We start from the raw sequence: 16,148 nt of genomic DNA, 5'->3' as shown, positions 1-16,148 counted from the left end.
GTTTCAGCTCCCGGCGTAGTCGGAAAGGGGCGGGCAGGAGCAGACCAGATTCCGGTCGCCACGGGCGGCGTCGATGCGGCGGACCGGCGGCCAGTACTTCGCCTTCGGCGAGACCCCGTCGGGGTAGACCGCGGTCTTCCGGTCGTAGGGGGCGTCCCAGTCACCGGTGAGCGCCTCCGCGGTGTGCGGCGCGCCTCGCAGCGGGCTGCGCTCCACCGGCCAGCGTCCGTCGGCGACCTCGTCGATTTCGCGGCGGATCGAGATCATCGCCTCGCAGAACCGGTCGATCTCGGCGACGTCCTCGCTCTCGGTCGGCTCCACCATCAGCGTACCGGCCACCGGGAACGACATCGTCGGCGCGTGAAAACCGTAGTCCACCAGGCGTTTCGCCACGTCGTCCACAGTCACGCCGGTGCGCTTGGTGAGCGCGCGGAGATCCAGGATGCATTCGTGGGCGACCAGTCCGTTCCGGCCGGAGTAGAGCACCGGGTAGTGCGGGGCGAGCCGGGCCGCGATGTAGTTGGCGGCCAGCACCGCGACCTTGGTCGCGCGGGTCAGCCCGGCCGCGCCCATCATCCGGATGTAGGCCCACGAGATCGGCAGGATGGAGGCCGATCCGAACGGTGCCGCGGCGACCGGCCCGACACCGGTGTCTGGTCCCGCTTGCGCGAAGGCGGGGTGATTCGGCAGGTACGGCGCCAGGTGGGCGCGCACGGCCACCGGCCCGACACCGGGACCACCGCCACCGTGCGGGATGCAGAAGGTCTTGTGCAGGTTCAGGTGCGAAACGTCGCCACCGAATTCGCCCGGCTTGGCCAGCCCGAGCAGCGCGTTGAGGTTGGCGCCGTCGACATACACCTGGCCGCCGCGTTCGTGCACGATCCGCGCGAGGTCGGCGATGTCGTTCTCGTAGACACCGTGCGTGGACGGGTAGGTGACCATGGCGGCGGCCAGCCGCTCACCATGTTCGTCTACTTTGGACCTGAGGTCGGACAGGTCCACGTTGCCATCGCTGTCGCACGCGACGACGACCACCCGCATCCCGGCGAGCACGGCGGACGCGGCGTTGGTGCCGTGCGCCGAGGACGGGATCAGGCACACGTCACGTTCGGACTGGCCGTTCGCGCGGTGGTAGGCGCGGATCGCGAGCAGGCCGGCCAACTCGCCCTGGCTGCCCGCGTTGGGCTGCAACGACACCTGGTCGTAGCCGGTGACCTCGGCCAGCCAGGTGTTCAGCCCGGAGATCAGTTCGAGGTACCCGGCCGCGTCCTCGGCGGGAGCGAACGGATGCAGGCCGGCGAACCCCGGCCAGCTGACCGGCTCCATCTCGGCCGCGGCGTTGAGCTTCATGGTGCAGGAACCGAGCGGGATCATGCCGCGATCCAGCGCGTAGTCCTGGTCCGAAAGCCGTCGCAGATAACGCAGCATGGCCGTCTCCGACCGATGCGCGTGAAAGACCTCGTGGGTGAGGAAGGCACTGGTGCGGGCCACTCCGGACGGCAGCGTGGACGAGCCGGGCTCGCCGCGGTCCGGCAGGCCGAAGGCACGCAGAACCGCACCCATGATGTCCAAAGTGGACAGTTCGTCACAGGCGATCCGGACATGGTCGTCGTCGACGCGCCCGAGGTTGATCCCGGCCCGCCGGGCTTCGGCGATCACCTCCGCGGCGCGGCCCGGTACGCGCGCGAGCACGGTGTCGAAGAAGGTGTCGTGCACCACCTCGACCCCGCCGTCGCGCAACGCGGCCGCGAACCCGGCCGCCAGTCCGTGCACGCGTTCCGCGATGCCTCGCAGGCCGTCCGGCCCGTGGTACACCGCGTACATCGCGGCCAGCACGGCCGGGAGTACCTGCGCGGTGCAGATGTTGGAGGTCGCCTTCTCCCGGCGGATGTGCTGCTCGCGGGTCTGCAGCGCGAGGCGATAGGCGGGACGGCCTTCCGCGTCCGTGGAGACGCCGACGAGCCGCCCGGGCAGCGATCGTTCGAGACCCGACCGCACCGCGATGTAACCGGCGTGCGGCCCGCCGTAGCCGAGCGGCACGCCGAAACGCTGGGTGGTGCCCACCGCGATGTCCGCGCCGAGCTCCCCGGGCGGAACGATCATGGTCAGCGCGAGCAGGTCGGCGGCGACCGTGCAGAGCGCGCCCGCCCGCTTCGCCGCCTCACCGACCGACTGGTGGAATTCCCTGTCCCGCACCACACCGGAGGCGCCCGGGTACTGGACGACGACGCCGAAGAACTCGTCCGGCAGCCCGGTGGCCAGATCGCGCACGTCGATCTCGATGCCGGTCGCCTCGGCCCGCGTGCGCAGCACCGCCACCGTCTGCGGCAGACACTCCGCGTCCACCACGACCCGCTGCGAGCGCGCCCTCGAAATCCGCCGCATGAGCAACACCGCCTCGACCACCGCGGTGGACTCGTCGAGCAGCGAGGCGTTGGCGACGTCGAGACCGGTCAACCCGGAGACCATGGTCTGGAAGGTGAGCAGCGCCTCCAACCTGCCCTGCGAGATTTCCGGCTGGTAAGGCGTGTACGCGGTGTACCAGGCCGGGCTCTCCAGGACGTTGCGCCGGATCACCGCCGGGGTGATCGTGTCGTGGAAGCCGAGCCCGATCATCTGGGTCATCGGGCGGTTCTTGGCCGCGAGGGCACGCAGTTCCGCCAGCGCCTCGGCTTCGGAGGCGGCCGGGGGAAGATCGAGTTCGCGCGGGTCACGGATGGCCGCGGGGATCGCCGCGTCGACCAGGGCGTCGAGGCTGTCGTACCCGCATTCGGCGAGCATCTTGGCCTGCTCGTGGACGGATGGTCCGATATGGCGGTCGGCGAAGGACATCCGGGAGCTCCTCTCACTGGGTGTGGGAACTCCCCCTCTGTCATGGCACCTGAGAGTTTCGCCGCTCGCGCGACTTTCACCTTGGGTGAGACGCTCTGGGCGCCTGCTTTCCAGAGTGGCCTGGCCAGAAGCGGTAGCTGGTACCTGAGAGATTGGCGGGGAGGTTGCTCCTTCGGCGCCCCGTTCGATGACGGGGACTCTCCCGCTCCGGCTCGTCACGGCCTGATATTCGGTTGTCGTCGATTGAGAGTATAGCCGCCGGGGCGTCACGCGGCTGGCCGCGCCACGCCGGCCCACACCTTCCATGAGCTGCGAGAAGAGTGACCGTGAGGGAGAACGAACGTATGCCAGGCACCGAACGCCCTGAGCCGCCCGTGGTCGGGGACGAGCGAGAGATGTTGCGTGGTTTCCTCGACTTCCACCGCGCGACGCTGGCCATGAAGTGCGACGGCCTGGGCACCGAAGAGTTGCGGCGCCAGTCGATGCCACCGTCGACGCTGTCGCTGCTCGGCCTGGTCCGGCACATGGCCGAGGTCGAGCGCGTCTGGTTCCGGCGGGTCATCAACGGCGAAGACGTCCCGCTGGTCTGGTCGCCCGAGGGCGACCGTCAGGCCGCGTACGACGCGAGCACGGCCACCCGGGAGGAAGCCTTCGCCGCCTGGGAAGCGGAAATCGAGCACGCACGCCGGATCGAGCGGGATGCTCCTTCGCTCGATGTCGTCGGTTACTGGCCACGCCTGGACAAGGACGTGTCGCTGCGCATGGTCATGATCCACATGATTCACGAGTACGCCCGGCACAACGGACACGCCGACTTCCTGCGGGAGGGGATCGACGGGACCGTGGGGTTCTGAGCGGGCCCTGGATCAGATCGGAGTGACGTAGGCGCCGGAGATCCCGCCGTCCACCAGGAACTGCGCGGCGGTGATGAACGACGCGTCGTCGCTGGCCAGGAAGGCGACCGCGGCGGCGATCTCGTCGGCCTGGGCGAAGCGCCCCATCGGCACGTGTACCAGCCGGCGTGCCGCGCGCTCCGGATCCTTCGCGAAGAGCTCGCGCAGCAGCGGCGTGTCGACCGGGCCGGGGCACAGCGCGTTGACCCGGATGCCCTCACGGGCGAACTGGACCCCGAGTTCCCTGGTCATGGACAGCACCCCGCCCTTGGACGCGGTGTAGGAGATCTGCGAGGTCGCCGCGCCCATCACGGCGACGAAGGACGCGGTGTTCACGATGGCGCCCTTGCCCTGCCTGCGCATATGCGGGATCGCGGCCTTGCAGCACAGGTAGACCGAGGTGAGGTTGACCTCCTGGACCTTTCGCCACGCGTCGAGGCCGGTGGTCAGGATCGAGTCGTCCTCCGGCGGGGAGATGCCGGCGTTGTTGAACGCGACATCGAGCGAGCCGAAGGTGTCCACGGCGGTCTGAAACAGCGCCTCGACCTGGGTTTCATCGGTGACGTCGGTGGCGACGAACTCGCCGCCGGTCTCCCGCGCCGCGGCCTTTCCCGCTTCGGTGTCGACGTCGGCGATCACGATCTTGGCGCCCTCGGTGGCGAGACGCCGGGCGGTGGCCAGGCCGATTCCGCCGGCACCACCGGTGATCACGGCCACCCGGCCGTCGAACCGTCGCATTCAGACCTCCATTTTCGGGGCTTCGATGGCACGCCGGCCCCGCGCCGCGCGCACCAGCGCGGCGAACAGCCGGAGATCGCGGTTGTCCTGTTCCGGATGCCACTGGACGCCCACCACGAACGGCTCACCGGGCGACTCGACCGCCTCGACCGTGCCGTCCGCCGCCCGGCCGGTCACGACGAGGCCGGTGCCCAGCCGGTCCACCGCCTGATGGTGGTAGCAGTGGACTTCCGCGTCCGCGCCGAGGATTCCGGCGACGCGGCTGCCTTCGGTGAAGGCGACCCGCGTGGTGCCGTAGGTGGCGGGTCCGGGCTGGTGCGCGGTGCCGATCGTGTCGGGTAGGTGCTGGGTCAGCGTGCCGCCGAGTGCGACGTTGAGCAGTTGCATGCCCCTGCACACGCCCAGCACGGGCAACCGTCGTCTCCGGGCCTCGCGCAGGAGCGCGAACTCGAACCTGTCCCGTTCCGGCCTGCTGACGGTCTTCTCGTGGGGCCGGTCGCCGTAACCGGCGGGGTCGACGTCCGCGCCGCCCGCGAGCACGAGACCGTCCACAGCGGACAGTGCGGAGGGGTCTTCGCCGGTCTGCGGCAGGAGCACCGGCAATCCGCCCGCTGCCGCCACACCGTCCACATAGGCCATCGGCAGCAGCGCGGCGGGGACGTTCCACACACCCCAGCTCGCGTCCTCGGCGTAGGTGGAAACGGCGATGAGAACGCTAGAGTCGTTCGAAGCCACGGGCGCGCTCCCAGTCGGTGACGGCCGAGTCGAACGCGGCGAGTTCGACTCGGGCGGCGTTGAGGTAGTGGTCGATCACCTCGTCCCCGAACGCCTCCCGGGCCATCTTGCTTTCCCCGAGCAACGCGGCCGCCTCGCGCAGGCTCGACGGAACGGTCGGTTTGCCCGATCCGTAGGCGTTCCCGGTGAACTCGGCATCGAGGGGCAGCTCGTTTTCGATGCCGTACAGGCCGGACGCGACCAGCGCCGCGACCGCGAGGTAGGGGTTGACGTCACCACCGGGAACCCGGTTCTCCACGCGAAGCGAGGGTCCGTGCCCGACCACCCGCAGCGCACAGGTCCGGTTGTCGGTGCCCCAGGCGACCGACGTCGGCGCGAAGCTGCCCGGCACGAACCGCTTGTAGGAGTTGATGTTCGGTGCGAGGAAGTAGGTCAGCTCACGCAGGCAGGCGAGCTGCCCGGCCAGGAAGTGCTCCATCAGCGGCGAAAACCCACCCGGGCGGCTGCCGGAGAGCACCGGTTCGCCTTCGGGGGAACGGAGGCTGATGTGAATGTGGCAGGAGTTGCCCTCGCGCTCGTTGTACTTCGCCATGAAGGTGAGGCTTCGGCCCTCCTGCGCGGCGATTTCCTTGGCGCCCGTCTTGTAGAGGCTGTGGTTGTCGCAGGTCGACAGGGCTTCGGCGAAGCGGAACGCTATCTCGTGCTGGCCCGGGTTGCACTCGCCCTTGGCGGACTCGACGTACATGCCGGCGCCGCCCATCTCGTTGCGGATCCGGCGAAGCAGCGGTTCCACCCGCGCGGTGCCCAGCATCGAATAGTCCACATTGTACTGATTCGCCGGGGTCAGGTCGCGGTAACCGCGCTTCCCCGCGAGCTCGTAGGTGTCGTCGAAGAGGATGAACTCCAGCTCGGTGCCGACGAAGGCGGCGAGCCCGCGCTCGGCCAGCCGCGCGAGCTGACGGCGAAGGACCTGCCGCGGCGACGCGGCCACATCACCGCCTTCGACGTGTTCGACATCGCAGAGCACCGCAGCCGTGCCCTCGTGCCACGGCACCTGCCTCAGCGTGGACATGTCCGGACGGAGCACGAAGTCGCCGTAGCCGCGGTCCCAGGACGACAGGGCGTACCCGCCGACGGTGTTCATGTCCACATCGACGGCAAGCAGGTAGTTACAGGCTTCCGTTCCGTGCCGCGCCACCTCGTCGAGGAAGTAGCCGGCCGCACATCGCTTGCCCTGCAACCGGCCCTGCATGTCGGTCATCGCGACGAGCACCGTGTCGACCCGGCCCGAGTCGACCAGGGCCCGCAGGTCGTCGAGGGTGAGCATGCCCTTGGCAGGGTTCATCCGTCTTCCTCCCCGGTCCAGGACTCACCATCGCTCCCGCGATCAAACCCTGTCAAACCCGGGGCGGAGTGACAATAGGCCGCTCGGGAGGGCGGGGTGGGTGACCGCCACGGCCACCCACCCCCGGGGCCTCAGGTGCCGGAAAGCGTCCTCCGGATCGCCACTTCGACCTGGGTGGCGGTGGCGGCCTGACCCGTGGCGTTGGGATGCACGAGCGTGGCCCGGGTGCCGTTTCCGCACTGGAGGGTGAGCGGGCCGAGGCTCACCTGGGCCGGCCAGAGCTCCCTGGCATTCCCGCAGATTCCTTTGGAATGAGCCGTCGCCGGGACAATCCAACCGATCCGGTCATGACCGGAGGATCGTGGCAATCACGGGTCGACGGGCATGGTCACCAGGCTGGCGATGCGGCGAACACGCCCGGGACCGGGTTCGCGGCCCATCCGGGCGGTGATGGCGGCGCGCAACTCCGCGAGCAACTCGGCCGTTTCGTCGTCGGTCAGCCAGAGCGCGGCCTGCTGGTAGGTGACGCCATCGGCGACGGGGTCGGCGGTTTCGGTGTCCAGGTAATGGTCGAAGTCGGCCAGCAAGCCGCCGACGAACGCGGTGAAGGCGCGCCGATGGTCGTCGGGGGTCATCGCGGCGCGGGCGGCCGGGTCGATCTCGGCCCGGTCCCAGCGCACCCGGTAGGTCCGCTCCACCGTGCCCCGCACGCGCCTCTCACCCAACACTTCCAGCACCCCGGCCTCGGTCAGGGCCGCGACGTGCCGGTACATCGTCGCCGGGGGGATGTCCGGCATGCGCTCCCGCAACTGGCCCGTCGTGGCGGGGTGACCGTCCAGCAGCGCACGCAGGATGCGCAGCCGGACGGGATGCAGGAGGAGATCCAAAGACGCCATGGACACAACATTCTCACATCTGATAGCGTTATCAAAGTTGATAACAATGGAGGTAGCGATGCCGGAGGTAGCGATGCACAATCCCGAAGCGGCCACGGAGCGGTTCCCCGTCGGAGCGAATGCCCCGAAAGAGATCGAGATGACGGCGACCGCCGACGACGGCGTGACCCTGGCGGGCACGCTCACCCTGCCCGCGGGTGTGGGCCCGCACCCGGCCGTGCTGTGCCTTCCGGGTTCCGGGAAGGTCGACCGCGACTCCAATGCGGGCGCGATCCGGATGGACCTGGGTCGCCCGCTCGCCACCGCGCTGGCTCGGCACGGGATCGCGTCGCTGCGCTACGACCGGCGCGGTGTCGGCGCGACGCCCGGCGAGTGGCGCGCGGTCGGTTTCGTCGACAACCGGGCCGACGCGGCGGCCGCGCTGCGGGCCCTGCGCGCGCGTCCCGAGATCCGGGCGGAGGCCACCGGTGTCGTCGGCCACAGCGAAGGCGCGGTGCACGCGATGTGGCTCGGCGCGCACGAACGGCCCGCGGCCGTGGTGCTGCTGGCCGGCTATGCCCGGCCCGGCAAGGAAGCACTGCTCTGGCAGGGCAGCCAACTGGCCAGCACGCTGCCGCGACCGGTTCGCGCTCTGCTGCCGGTCCTTCGCCCCCTGGCCGCCCGGAAGTTGGCGAAACTGGAGAACAGCACCACCGACGTGGCTCGGGTCGGGGGAATGCGGATGAACGCCCGGTGGTGGCGGGAACAGTTGGTCCACGACTCGCGCGAGGACCTGGCGGGCATCGGCGCTCCGGTGCTGGCGATCACCGGCGACAAGGACGTCCAGGTCGATCCCGGCGATCTGGCGGTGATCAAGCGACTGGTCCGTGGCGAGGTCGAAACCCACCGAGTCCCCGACCTGACCCACGTACTGCGCCGCGATCCCGGTCCGGCTTCGGTGCTGTCATACCGGAAGCTGTTGCGCCGTCCGGTCGAAGACGACATCCTCACCGATGTCGCCCGCTGGCTCGCCCCGCGGTTGCGTTGACCGGCTAAGTTACGCCGTCAGGCCCAAGCCCGCCGAGGATGTTTCGAGGAACTGCCGGATCTCGCGGACCGCCGCGCGACCGGCCCGGGTGGCGCCGATCGTGCTCGCGGAGGGGCCATACCCGACCAGGTGCAGGCGCGGATCGGCCACGACGCGGGTGCCGTTCATCCGGATGCCCCCGCCCGGTGCGCGCAGGTGCAGCGGGGCGAGGTGGTCGAGGGCGGCGCGGAAACCGGTGGCCCAGAGAATCATGTCCGCCCGGCGCCGGGTGCCGTCGGACCAGACGACACCGCCCGGCTCGATCCGGTCGAACATGGGCCTGCGGTCGAGGATTCCGCGTTCCCGCGCGCGGCGAACCTCGGGCGTGAGCATCAGGCCCGTCACGCTCACCACGCTTTCCGGTGGCAGGCCTTCCCGCACCCGGCGATCGACTTCGGCGACCACGGCGCGGCCGTATTCCGGGGTGAACTCCTCGTCGCGGAACACCGGCGGACGGCGGGTGACCCAGGTGGTATCGGCGGCGACCTCGGCGATCTCCAACAGTGCCTGCACGGCCGAGGCCCCACCGCCGACCACGACGACATGCCGGCCCCGGAACTCCTCGGCGCCACGGTAGTCCGCGGTGTGCAACTGGCGTCCGGCGAAGGTCTCCTGCCCCGGATAGCGCGGCCAGAACGGCCTGTCCCAGGTGCCGGTCGCGTTGATCACGGCACGGGCCGTCCAGCTCTCCGCCGGGCTTTCCACCAGCAGGGCGCCACCCTCGGTGTCGCTGACCGAAACCACGTCGACCGGGCGCCGGACCGGCAGGTCGAAGACGCGTTCGTACCGCGCGAAGTATTCGGAAACGACCTCGGAGGCCGGGCGCCGCGAATCAGGAGTGCCGAAGGAAAGCCCGGGCAGATCGTGGATGCCGTGCACCTTGCCCAGCTCCAGCGACGGCCAGCGGTACTGCCAGGCGCCGCCCGGCCGCTCGCCGTGGTCGAGGACGACGAATCCGGTCCCGTTGCGGAAACCGGCGCGGCGCAGGAAGTACGCGGCCGAAAGCCCGGCCTGTCCCGCGCCGATCACGACTACATCGGTCTGTTTCCCCACACCCGGTACAACCACGGGACACGCGTCACCGATCCCCGGCGGACGGGCGACCGACGTCACAACCCACGGCGAGAAGTGCCGCGGGCGCGGCACTTCTCCACGGACGGCTTCAGCGGCGGCGGATCGCCCTGATGATCGCGACGACCACGAACAGCGCCGCCACACCGGCGAGAACCGGCCCGAGGCGCTTGGCGACCGAACTGCCCGCGTAGTCGAACAGGTCGATGGCCTCCGCTTCCTTCCGCGGTGCCGGTGGGACCGCCTCGAGCTTCGGCTTCGCGGGCTCTTCACCGGCCTTCTCCGGCGCGGCCGCCTTCTCGGGCGTCGCGGCCTTCTCGGCTTCCGGCTGGCCCGCCCCGCCGAGCCGGTCCGCGAGGTTGGTCGCGAACTGGTCCAGGATCTTGCCGCCGACCTCGGAGATCATGCCGCGGCCGAACTGCGCCGGGCGGCCGGTGACGTTGAGGTCCGTGGACACCGAGCCCTTCGTGGTGCCGTTCTCCTCGGCCAGCGTCACGGTGACCGTCGCGGCGGCCGTGCCGGAACCACGGGCGTCCTTTCCGGACGCCTTGATGACGATCTTGCGAGCCTTCTCGTCGGTCTCCAGGAACTCCCCGGATCCCTTGTAGAGCAGGGAGATCGGGCCGAGCTTGACCTTCACCGTGCCGGTGAAGGTCTCACCGTCGACCTTGGTCAGCGTGGCTCCCGGCATGCACGGGGCCACACTCTCCGGATCGGTGACCGCCTTCCACACCTGTTCAGGTGGCGCCGGAACGGTGAACTCATGGTCAAGCCGCACGGCCCGACCTCCCTTCTCGCGAGCCTTGCCTGTCTTGAGGCCCACTTTACTTGGCGTTCCACGGTCACACCGCGTGTCGCGCTGTGACCCCGGCGGCCTGAGCCCTACCCGGCGACCGCGGCCGAGATGGCGCGGCCGGTCAGGACCTTCGCCAGCTCCTGCCGGTACTCGATGTCGGCGTTGGCGTCCACCGTCGGGCTGGTGCCCTCGGCGGCATGGGCCGCGGCGGACCGGACGGACTCCGGCGTGGCGGGCTGCCCGACCAGCGCCTGCTCCACCGCGGTGGCCCGCACCGGCGTCGCGGCCATGTTCGTCAGCCCGACCCTGGCCTCGGCGATGGTGCCGTCCTCCACCCGGACGGCGGCGGCCACGGCCACGATCGACCAGGCCTGCGCCACCCGGTTGAACTTCTCGTAGTGCGCGTGCCAGCCGGTGTACTTCGGCACCCGGATCTCGACCAGGATCTCCTCCGGTGCCAGCGCGGTGGTGAAGAAGTCCTGGAAGAACTCCGCCGCCGGCACCGTGCGCCGCCCGTCGGCGCCCGCGATGACCATCTCGGCGTCCAGCGCGAGCGCCGGGGCGAGCAGGTCGCCCGCCGGGTCCGCGTGCGCGATGGCGCCGCCGAAGGTGCCCCGGTGACGGACCTGCGGATCCGCCACCGTGGCGGTCGCCTTGGCCAGCAGCGCGGCGTGCTCGGCGATCAACGAATCGCGCTGCACGTCGTGATGGGTGGTCATGGCACCGATCGCGAGCACGTCACCCTCGTCACGCACACCGCGCAGCTCCGCGATCCGCCCGAGGTCGATGATCTTCGTCGGCGCGGCGAGGCGCATCCGCAGCACCGGCAGCAGGCTCTGCCCGCCGGCCAGCACCTTGGCGTCCTCGCCCGCCTCGGCCAGGACACGCACCGCTTCGTCCACTGTGGACGGAGCAGCGTAGTCGAAGGCAGCGGGAATCACTGCACACCTCCAGAAGTGTCGATCGAACCCAAACCGCCGCCTGCCTCGGCGCCCGGACCGCCCGCGTCCGTGACGCCCCGGTGGATGGCCGTCCACACCCGCATCGGCGAGCACGGCATCTCCACGTCGTTGACGCCGTGATGCCGGATCGCGTCGACCACCGCGTTGACCACCGCCGGGGTGGAGGCGATGGTGCCCGCCTCCCCGACTCCCTTGACTCCCAAGGGATTGGTGGTCGAGCGAGTTTCCGTGCGGTCGGTGGTGAACGAGGGCAGGTCCGCCGCCGACGGCAACAGGTAGTCGGCGAAGGTCCCGGTGGTCAGAGTGCCGTTCTCGTTGAACACGGCCTCCTCGAACAACGCCTGCGCGATGCCCTGGGCGAGACCGCCGTGCACCTGGCCCTCCACGATCAGCGGGTTGACCACCGCGCCGACGTCGTCGACGCACACGTACTTGCGCAGTTTGACGTCACCGGTCTCGGTGTCCACCTCCGCCGCGCACAGGTGGGTGCCGTGCGGGAACGAGAAGTTCTCCGGATCGAAGACGGCCTCCGAGTCGAGCGACGGCTCGACACCGTCGGGCAGGTTGTGGGCCATGAAGGTGGCGAACACGACGTCCTGGATCGTGGTCGACTTCCCGGTGCCGCGCACGGTGAACTTGCCCTGCTGGAATTCCAGGTCGTCGGGCGAGCACTCCATCAGGTGCGCGGCGATCGTGCGTGCCTTGGCCACGACCTTCTCCGCCGCCTTGACCACGGCGATCCCGCCGACCGCGAGCGAGCGCGAACCGTAGGTGTCCAGGCCCTTGGCCGAGGACTGCGTGTCTCCGTGGATGACCTCGACGTCCTCGAACGGAACCCCGAGCTGGTCGGCGACGATCTGGCTCCACGCCGTCTCGTGCCCCTGGCCGTGCGCGGAGGCGCCGGTGATGACCTCGACCTTGCCCGTGGGCAGCATCCGCACCGAAGCGGCCTCCCAGCCGCCCGCGCCGTAGTCGAGCGAACCCAGCACCCGCGACGGGGCGAGCCCGCACATCTCGGTGAACGTCGAGATGCCGATGCCGAGCTGGACCGGGTCGTTCCGCTCCCGCCGCTCGGCCTGCTCGCGGCGGAGGCCTTCGTAGTCGAACAGCTGCTTGGCCTTTTCGGTGGCGGCCTCGTAGTTGCCCGAGTCGTAGGTCAGCCCGGCCACCGTGGTGAACGGGAACTCGTCGTGCTTGATCCAGTTCTTTTCGCGCAGCTCCAACGGATCCATGCCGAGTTCGGCGGCCAGTTCGTCCATGATCCGTTCGACGGCGAACGTCGCCTCCGGCCGCCCGGCGCCGCGGTAGGCGTCGGTGAGCGTGGTGTTGGTGAACACGTTCGTGCAGGCGAAGTGGTAGGCCGGGAACTTGTAGATCGCGTTGAACATGAACGCGCCGAGGATCGGCACGCCCGGCCCGACCAGGCCGAGGTAGGCGCCCATGTCGGCGAGGAGTTCGACCTTCATCCCGGTCACCGTGCCGTCGCGGCGCGCGCTGACCGTGATGTCCTGGATCTGGTCGCGCCCGTGGTGCGCGGTGAGCATGGCTTCCGAGCGGGATTCGGTCCACTTCACCGGTTTGCCGAGCTTCTGCGCGACCAGCAGGGCGATCGACTCCTCGGGCAGCACGGCGATCTTGCCGCCGAAGCCGCCGCCGACGTCCGGCGCGATCACCCGCAGCTTGTGCTCGGGGATGCCCAGGGTGAGCGCGGCCATCGTCTTGAGGATGTGCGGGATCTGGGTCGCCGACCACATGGTGATCTGCGCGCCGGTCGGGTCCACCACGCACGAGCGCGGTTCCATGAACGACGGCACCAGCCGCTGCTGCCGGAACCTGCGCTTGACGACGACTTCGCCCTGGCTGATCGCCTCCTCCACGTCACCGCCGGTCCCGGCCTCGGCGGAGTCGAAGACCCACAGCGCGTTGCGGTTGGTGCCCAGTTCGTCGTGCACCAGCGGGGCACCTTCGGCGAGGGCGTTCTCCAAGCCGATGACCACCGGCAGTTCTTCGTAGTCGACGTCGATCGCATCGAGGGCGTCACGGGCCTCGGCCGCGCCGCGCGCGACCACGACCGCCACGCCCTCACCGGCGAAGTTGACCTGGTCCGCGGCGAGGATCGGACGGCGCGGGTGCTTCATGTCCGGGGTGACCGGCCATGCGCAGGGCATCCCGATCGTGCCCTCGGGATCCAGGTCCGCGGCCGTGTAGACGGCGACGACCCCCGGCATGTCCCGCGCCTGCGCAGTGTCGATCGAGGTGATCCGCGCGTGTGCGAAGGGGCTGCGCAGCACGGCGATGTGGAGCAGCCCGGGCAGGTTGATGTTGTCGGTCCACCGTGTCCGCCCGGTGATCAGGCGGGCGTCTTCCTTCCGGGTGCGGGCCTTCCCGACCTCGGGTTCGATTGTCGCGGTCATCACTCGCCTCCCGCCGCGACCGTCCGGGCCGCGTCGGAGACTCGCTCGGCCTCCGGACCGGCGCCGGGACTCATCTTGCTCGCGGCGTCACGCACCGCGCGCACGATGTTCTGGTATCCCGTGCAGCGGCACAGGTTTCCTTCCAGCCCTTCCCGGATCGCCTTCTCGTCCGGGTCGGGGTTGTCGCCCAGCAGGTCGACCGACTGCATGATCATGCCGGGGGTGCAGAACCCGCACTGGAGCGCGTGATTGTCGTGGAACGCCTGCTGGACCGGATGCAACTGGCCGTCGCGCGCGAGCCCCTCGATCGTGGTGACTTCGCAGCCGTCCGCCTGCACGGCGAGCACGGAGCAGGACTTCACGCTCTGCCCGTCGAGATGGACGGTGCAGGCGCCGCAGTTGCTGGTGTCACAGCCGACGACGGTGCCGACTTTCCCGAGTTTTTCCCTCAGATAATGCACAAGCAGCGTTCGGGGTTCGACCTCGTCGGTTTGCCGGGTTCCGTCGACGGTGACGGTGATACGCATGAGGCCTCCAGGATGGAGCTGGGTGATCGGCTTCACAACCGAGCGTGCTCCAATCGGCGGGCGGGGACAAGTCCACTCAGCCGGTCTTTTCGGCCCGTTCCGCAGATGCGCCATGAGGAGAGGAATACCGCCGAATCCGCGGAAAAGGACTCCGACGCGTTGCCTCAACCTCGTGAACCTGTCACTCGCCGGCGTGAGTCCTTTGTGGTTCCACGGTCACCAGCCTCGCCGACCGTCGCGGCAGTGTCCTGACCGACCGCGACACGGCGACGCCCGCCAGGCACAGCGCGCCGCCGGCGAACGCGAGCGGGCGCGGGATCTCGGCGAGGATCAGCCAGGACAGCAGGACGACCAGGGCGGGCACGACGTAGGTCGTCGCCCCCATCCGGCCTGCGGTCGTCCTCGAGAGCGCGTAGGCCCAGGTGGTGAAGGCGATGGCGGTGGGAAACACGCCGAGGTAGACGACATTGAGCGTGTCGGCGAGCGAAGCGCTCGCGACCTGGGCCACCAGCTGTCCGCTGAACGGCAGGCACGCGACCATACCGATCAGGCAGCCGAACGTGGTGACCTGCAACGCCGACGCTCCCCCGCCCGCCTGTCCAAGGGACCACTTCTGGCCCACCACACCACCGGCATAGGTGATCGCCGCGACCAGGCACAACACCATGCCGCCCAGCGACGCACGTCCACCCTGGGCCGTGACGAGTCCCACCACCACCGCACCGGCGAAGGACACCATCAGGCCCGTCATCAGCCGCGGCGGAAACCCCTCCCTGAGCAGCCAGCCGCCGAGCAGCGCGACGAGGATCGGCCCGACGTTGACGAGCATCGCGGCCGTTCCGGCGTCCACCAGCTGCTCGCCCCAGTTGAGCGCGACCATGTACCCGCCGAACCACAGGATCCCGGAGACCACGATGCCCGGCCAGGCGGCTCGGGCGGGCAGCCCTTCACGCCGGATCAGGAGGATCACCACGAGGGTGACCGACCCCGCCAGGAGTCGCCCCAGCGCCAGGGCGCCGGGTGAGAAGTGCGCGTCGGCACTGCGGATCGCGACGAACGCCGACGCCCAGAGCACCGCGGTGATCGTGGCCGCGACCAGGGCACGGCGATCCACCGGCGTTTTCTCGTTCTGCCCCATCGGAAAACCGCTCCCCCGTCCCCCGGGCCTGATGCCCGGTCGTCACCGTCGGAAAGGCCACGCCTCCGGCGCGACCCTAGCGCGGTAACGGTTCGGCCCGCACCGAAATTCCGCCGGGCCGGGGAGGGGAGGTGACGCGAGAAACGTCTCCGGTCCATTATGGACAGTTTGTCGACGCTCCAGCGAGCCGGGGGTCCGACCTGTGGGTGCGGCGACGGTGCGCACCGTCGCCGCGCCCGGTCTTCTCATCCATCACTGGAAAAAGGTGCTCGTATGCCCTCCGACGCTGACGGTCCAGGTCCACTCTCCGGTCGATGCTTCCTGCGCCTGCGGCGCCTCAGCCTGACCGGTGGGCAGTTCCTGCAAGTCGTACAGATTCACGATGTGTCACCTCCTTCCCTGAGCGATACGGTCGGAAAACCCGCGTGAGTGGCCAAGTCTCACGCGGAGATCTTCAGGGCTCCCACCGCGGCGGGAGCGAGGAAGGGAAGGGCGGCGCCGCCGACGCCCAGTACCGTGTCGAGGGCGAGCAGAATGCCCGCGCCGCCGGTGGCGACGTCCATGGACAGCCGCAAGAGGGAGTCGCCGGGAAACGCGACCTCGTCGCGGTGAGTGAGAGCGTGCCAGCCCAGCGCCCGGACCTGCCGGGCCGCGGCGGTGTGGGCTGCCGGAGCCTGGCCTAGTACTGCAACGGCACTCGCTTGCTCCGTAGTGGATCATGGCGTCGTGGTGGTT

General features: G+C 69.8%; 16 protein-coding genes and 1 riboswitch. Of the genes, 2 read left to right on the top strand and 14 right to left on the bottom strand.

Going from position 1 to position 16,148, the window contains the following annotated elements:
* Nucleotides 1-3 precede the first annotated feature (3 nt).
* Nucleotides 4-2,832 (bottom strand): aminomethyl-transferring glycine dehydrogenase, encoded by a 2,829-nt coding sequence (gene gcvP, locus ACFSXZ_RS19545; protein WP_378266543.1) that lies wholly within the window; start codon nucleotides 2,830-2,832, stop codon nucleotides 4-6.
* A 121-nt stretch (nucleotides 2,833-2,953) separates the two neighbouring features.
* A riboswitch (glycine riboswitch) is annotated at nucleotides 2,954-3,047 on the bottom strand.
* 129 nt (nucleotides 3,048-3,176) lie between these two features.
* Between gcvP and ACFSXZ_RS19540 the strand changes: the two genes are divergently transcribed.
* Entirely contained in the window at nucleotides 3,177-3,686 is a 510-nt protein-coding gene (locus ACFSXZ_RS19540; RefSeq protein WP_378266542.1) for a DinB family protein, read from the top strand.
* A gap of 12 nt (nucleotides 3,687-3,698) precedes the next feature.
* On the opposite strand, the gene ACFSXZ_RS19535 is transcribed toward ACFSXZ_RS19540, so the two are convergent.
* From ACFSXZ_RS19535 to ACFSXZ_RS19515, 5 genes are all read right to left on the bottom strand, one after another.
* Nucleotides 3,699-4,463 carry a 3-oxoacyl-ACP reductase gene (locus ACFSXZ_RS19535; protein WP_378266541.1) on the bottom strand — a complete coding sequence of 255 codons (765 nt, stop codon included), beginning with the start codon at nucleotides 4,461-4,463 and terminating at the stop codon, nucleotides 3,699-3,701.
* Nucleotides 4,464-5,198 (bottom strand): gamma-glutamyl-gamma-aminobutyrate hydrolase family protein, encoded by a 735-nt coding sequence (locus tag ACFSXZ_RS19530; RefSeq protein WP_378266540.1) that lies wholly within the window; start codon nucleotides 5,196-5,198, stop codon nucleotides 4,464-4,466. It abuts the gene before it with no gap.
* Complete coding sequence (locus tag ACFSXZ_RS19525; protein ID WP_378266977.1) at nucleotides 5,179-6,525, bottom strand: glutamine synthetase family protein; 1,347 nt, start codon at nucleotides 6,523-6,525, stop codon at nucleotides 5,179-5,181. The genes ACFSXZ_RS19530 and ACFSXZ_RS19525 overlap by 20 nt, the downstream gene beginning before the upstream one ends.
* Nucleotides 6,526-6,674: 149 nt before the next feature.
* A complete protein-coding gene (locus ACFSXZ_RS19520; RefSeq protein WP_378266539.1) occupies nucleotides 6,675-6,809 on the bottom strand; it encodes a hypothetical protein in 135 nt (44 codons plus the stop codon).
* A 102-nt stretch (nucleotides 6,810-6,911) separates the two neighbouring features.
* Entirely contained in the window at nucleotides 6,912-7,439 is a 528-nt protein-coding gene (locus tag ACFSXZ_RS19515; protein ID WP_378266538.1) for a helix-turn-helix domain-containing protein, read from the bottom strand.
* A 58-nt stretch (nucleotides 7,440-7,497) separates the two neighbouring features.
* Between ACFSXZ_RS19515 and ACFSXZ_RS19510 the strand changes: the two genes are divergently transcribed.
* Entirely contained in the window at nucleotides 7,498-8,466 is a 969-nt protein-coding gene (locus ACFSXZ_RS19510) for an alpha/beta hydrolase (RefSeq protein ID WP_378266537.1), read from the top strand.
* A gap of 9 nt (nucleotides 8,467-8,475) precedes the next feature.
* Here the strand turns inward: ACFSXZ_RS19510 and ACFSXZ_RS19505 are convergent, their stop codons facing one another.
* The 8 genes from ACFSXZ_RS19505 to ACFSXZ_RS19470 all read right to left on the bottom strand — a co-directional run bounded on the left by ACFSXZ_RS19505 (nucleotide 8,476) and on the right by ACFSXZ_RS19470 (nucleotide 15,976).
* Entirely contained in the window at nucleotides 8,476-9,558 is a 1,083-nt protein-coding gene (locus ACFSXZ_RS19505) for an NAD(P)-binding domain-containing protein (protein WP_378266536.1), read from the bottom strand.
* 109 nt (nucleotides 9,559-9,667) lie between these two features.
* Entirely contained in the window at nucleotides 9,668-10,354 is a 687-nt protein-coding gene (locus ACFSXZ_RS19500; protein WP_378266535.1) for an SRPBCC family protein, read from the bottom strand.
* Nucleotides 10,355-10,458: 104 nt separating this feature from the next.
* Nucleotides 10,459-11,313: an FAD binding domain-containing protein gene (locus tag ACFSXZ_RS19495; RefSeq protein WP_378266534.1), complete on the bottom strand. Its 855-nt coding sequence runs from the start codon at nucleotides 11,311-11,313 to the stop codon at nucleotides 10,459-10,461.
* Nucleotides 11,310-13,748, bottom strand: coding sequence for a xanthine dehydrogenase family protein molybdopterin-binding subunit (locus ACFSXZ_RS19490; RefSeq protein WP_378266533.1), 2,439 nt, complete (start codon nucleotides 13,746-13,748; stop codon nucleotides 11,310-11,312). Before ACFSXZ_RS19490 ends, ACFSXZ_RS19495 begins: the two co-directional genes overlap by 4 nt.
* Nucleotides 13,748-14,275, bottom strand: coding sequence for a (2Fe-2S)-binding protein (locus ACFSXZ_RS19485; RefSeq protein WP_378266532.1), 528 nt, complete (start codon nucleotides 14,273-14,275; stop codon nucleotides 13,748-13,750). Before ACFSXZ_RS19485 ends, ACFSXZ_RS19490 begins: the two co-directional genes overlap by 1 nt.
* Before the next feature lie 181 nt (nucleotides 14,276-14,456).
* Entirely contained in the window at nucleotides 14,457-15,413 is a 957-nt protein-coding gene (locus ACFSXZ_RS19480; RefSeq protein ID WP_378266531.1) for a DMT family transporter, read from the bottom strand.
* 252 nt (nucleotides 15,414-15,665) lie between these two features.
* Nucleotides 15,666-15,794 (bottom strand): hypothetical protein, encoded by a 129-nt coding sequence (locus ACFSXZ_RS19475; protein WP_378266530.1) that lies wholly within the window; start codon nucleotides 15,792-15,794, stop codon nucleotides 15,666-15,668.
* Nucleotides 15,795-15,853: 59 nt separating this feature from the next.
* The gene (locus ACFSXZ_RS19470) at nucleotides 15,854-15,976 is read right to left on the bottom strand and encodes a hypothetical protein (protein WP_378266529.1); all 123 of its coding nucleotides are present in this window, start codon (nucleotides 15,974-15,976) and stop codon (nucleotides 15,854-15,856) included.
* Nucleotides 15,977-16,148: the final 172 nt, after the last annotated feature.

This window comes from Amycolatopsis pigmentata (assembly GCF_042684065.1).
In the GTDB taxonomy this organism is placed as follows: domain Bacteria; phylum Actinomycetota; class Actinomycetes; order Mycobacteriales; family Pseudonocardiaceae; genus Amycolatopsis_E; species Amycolatopsis_E pigmentata.
The sequence above is the reverse complement of the archived record's forward strand: the minus strand, read 5'-3'. Positions and strand labels throughout refer to the sequence as shown.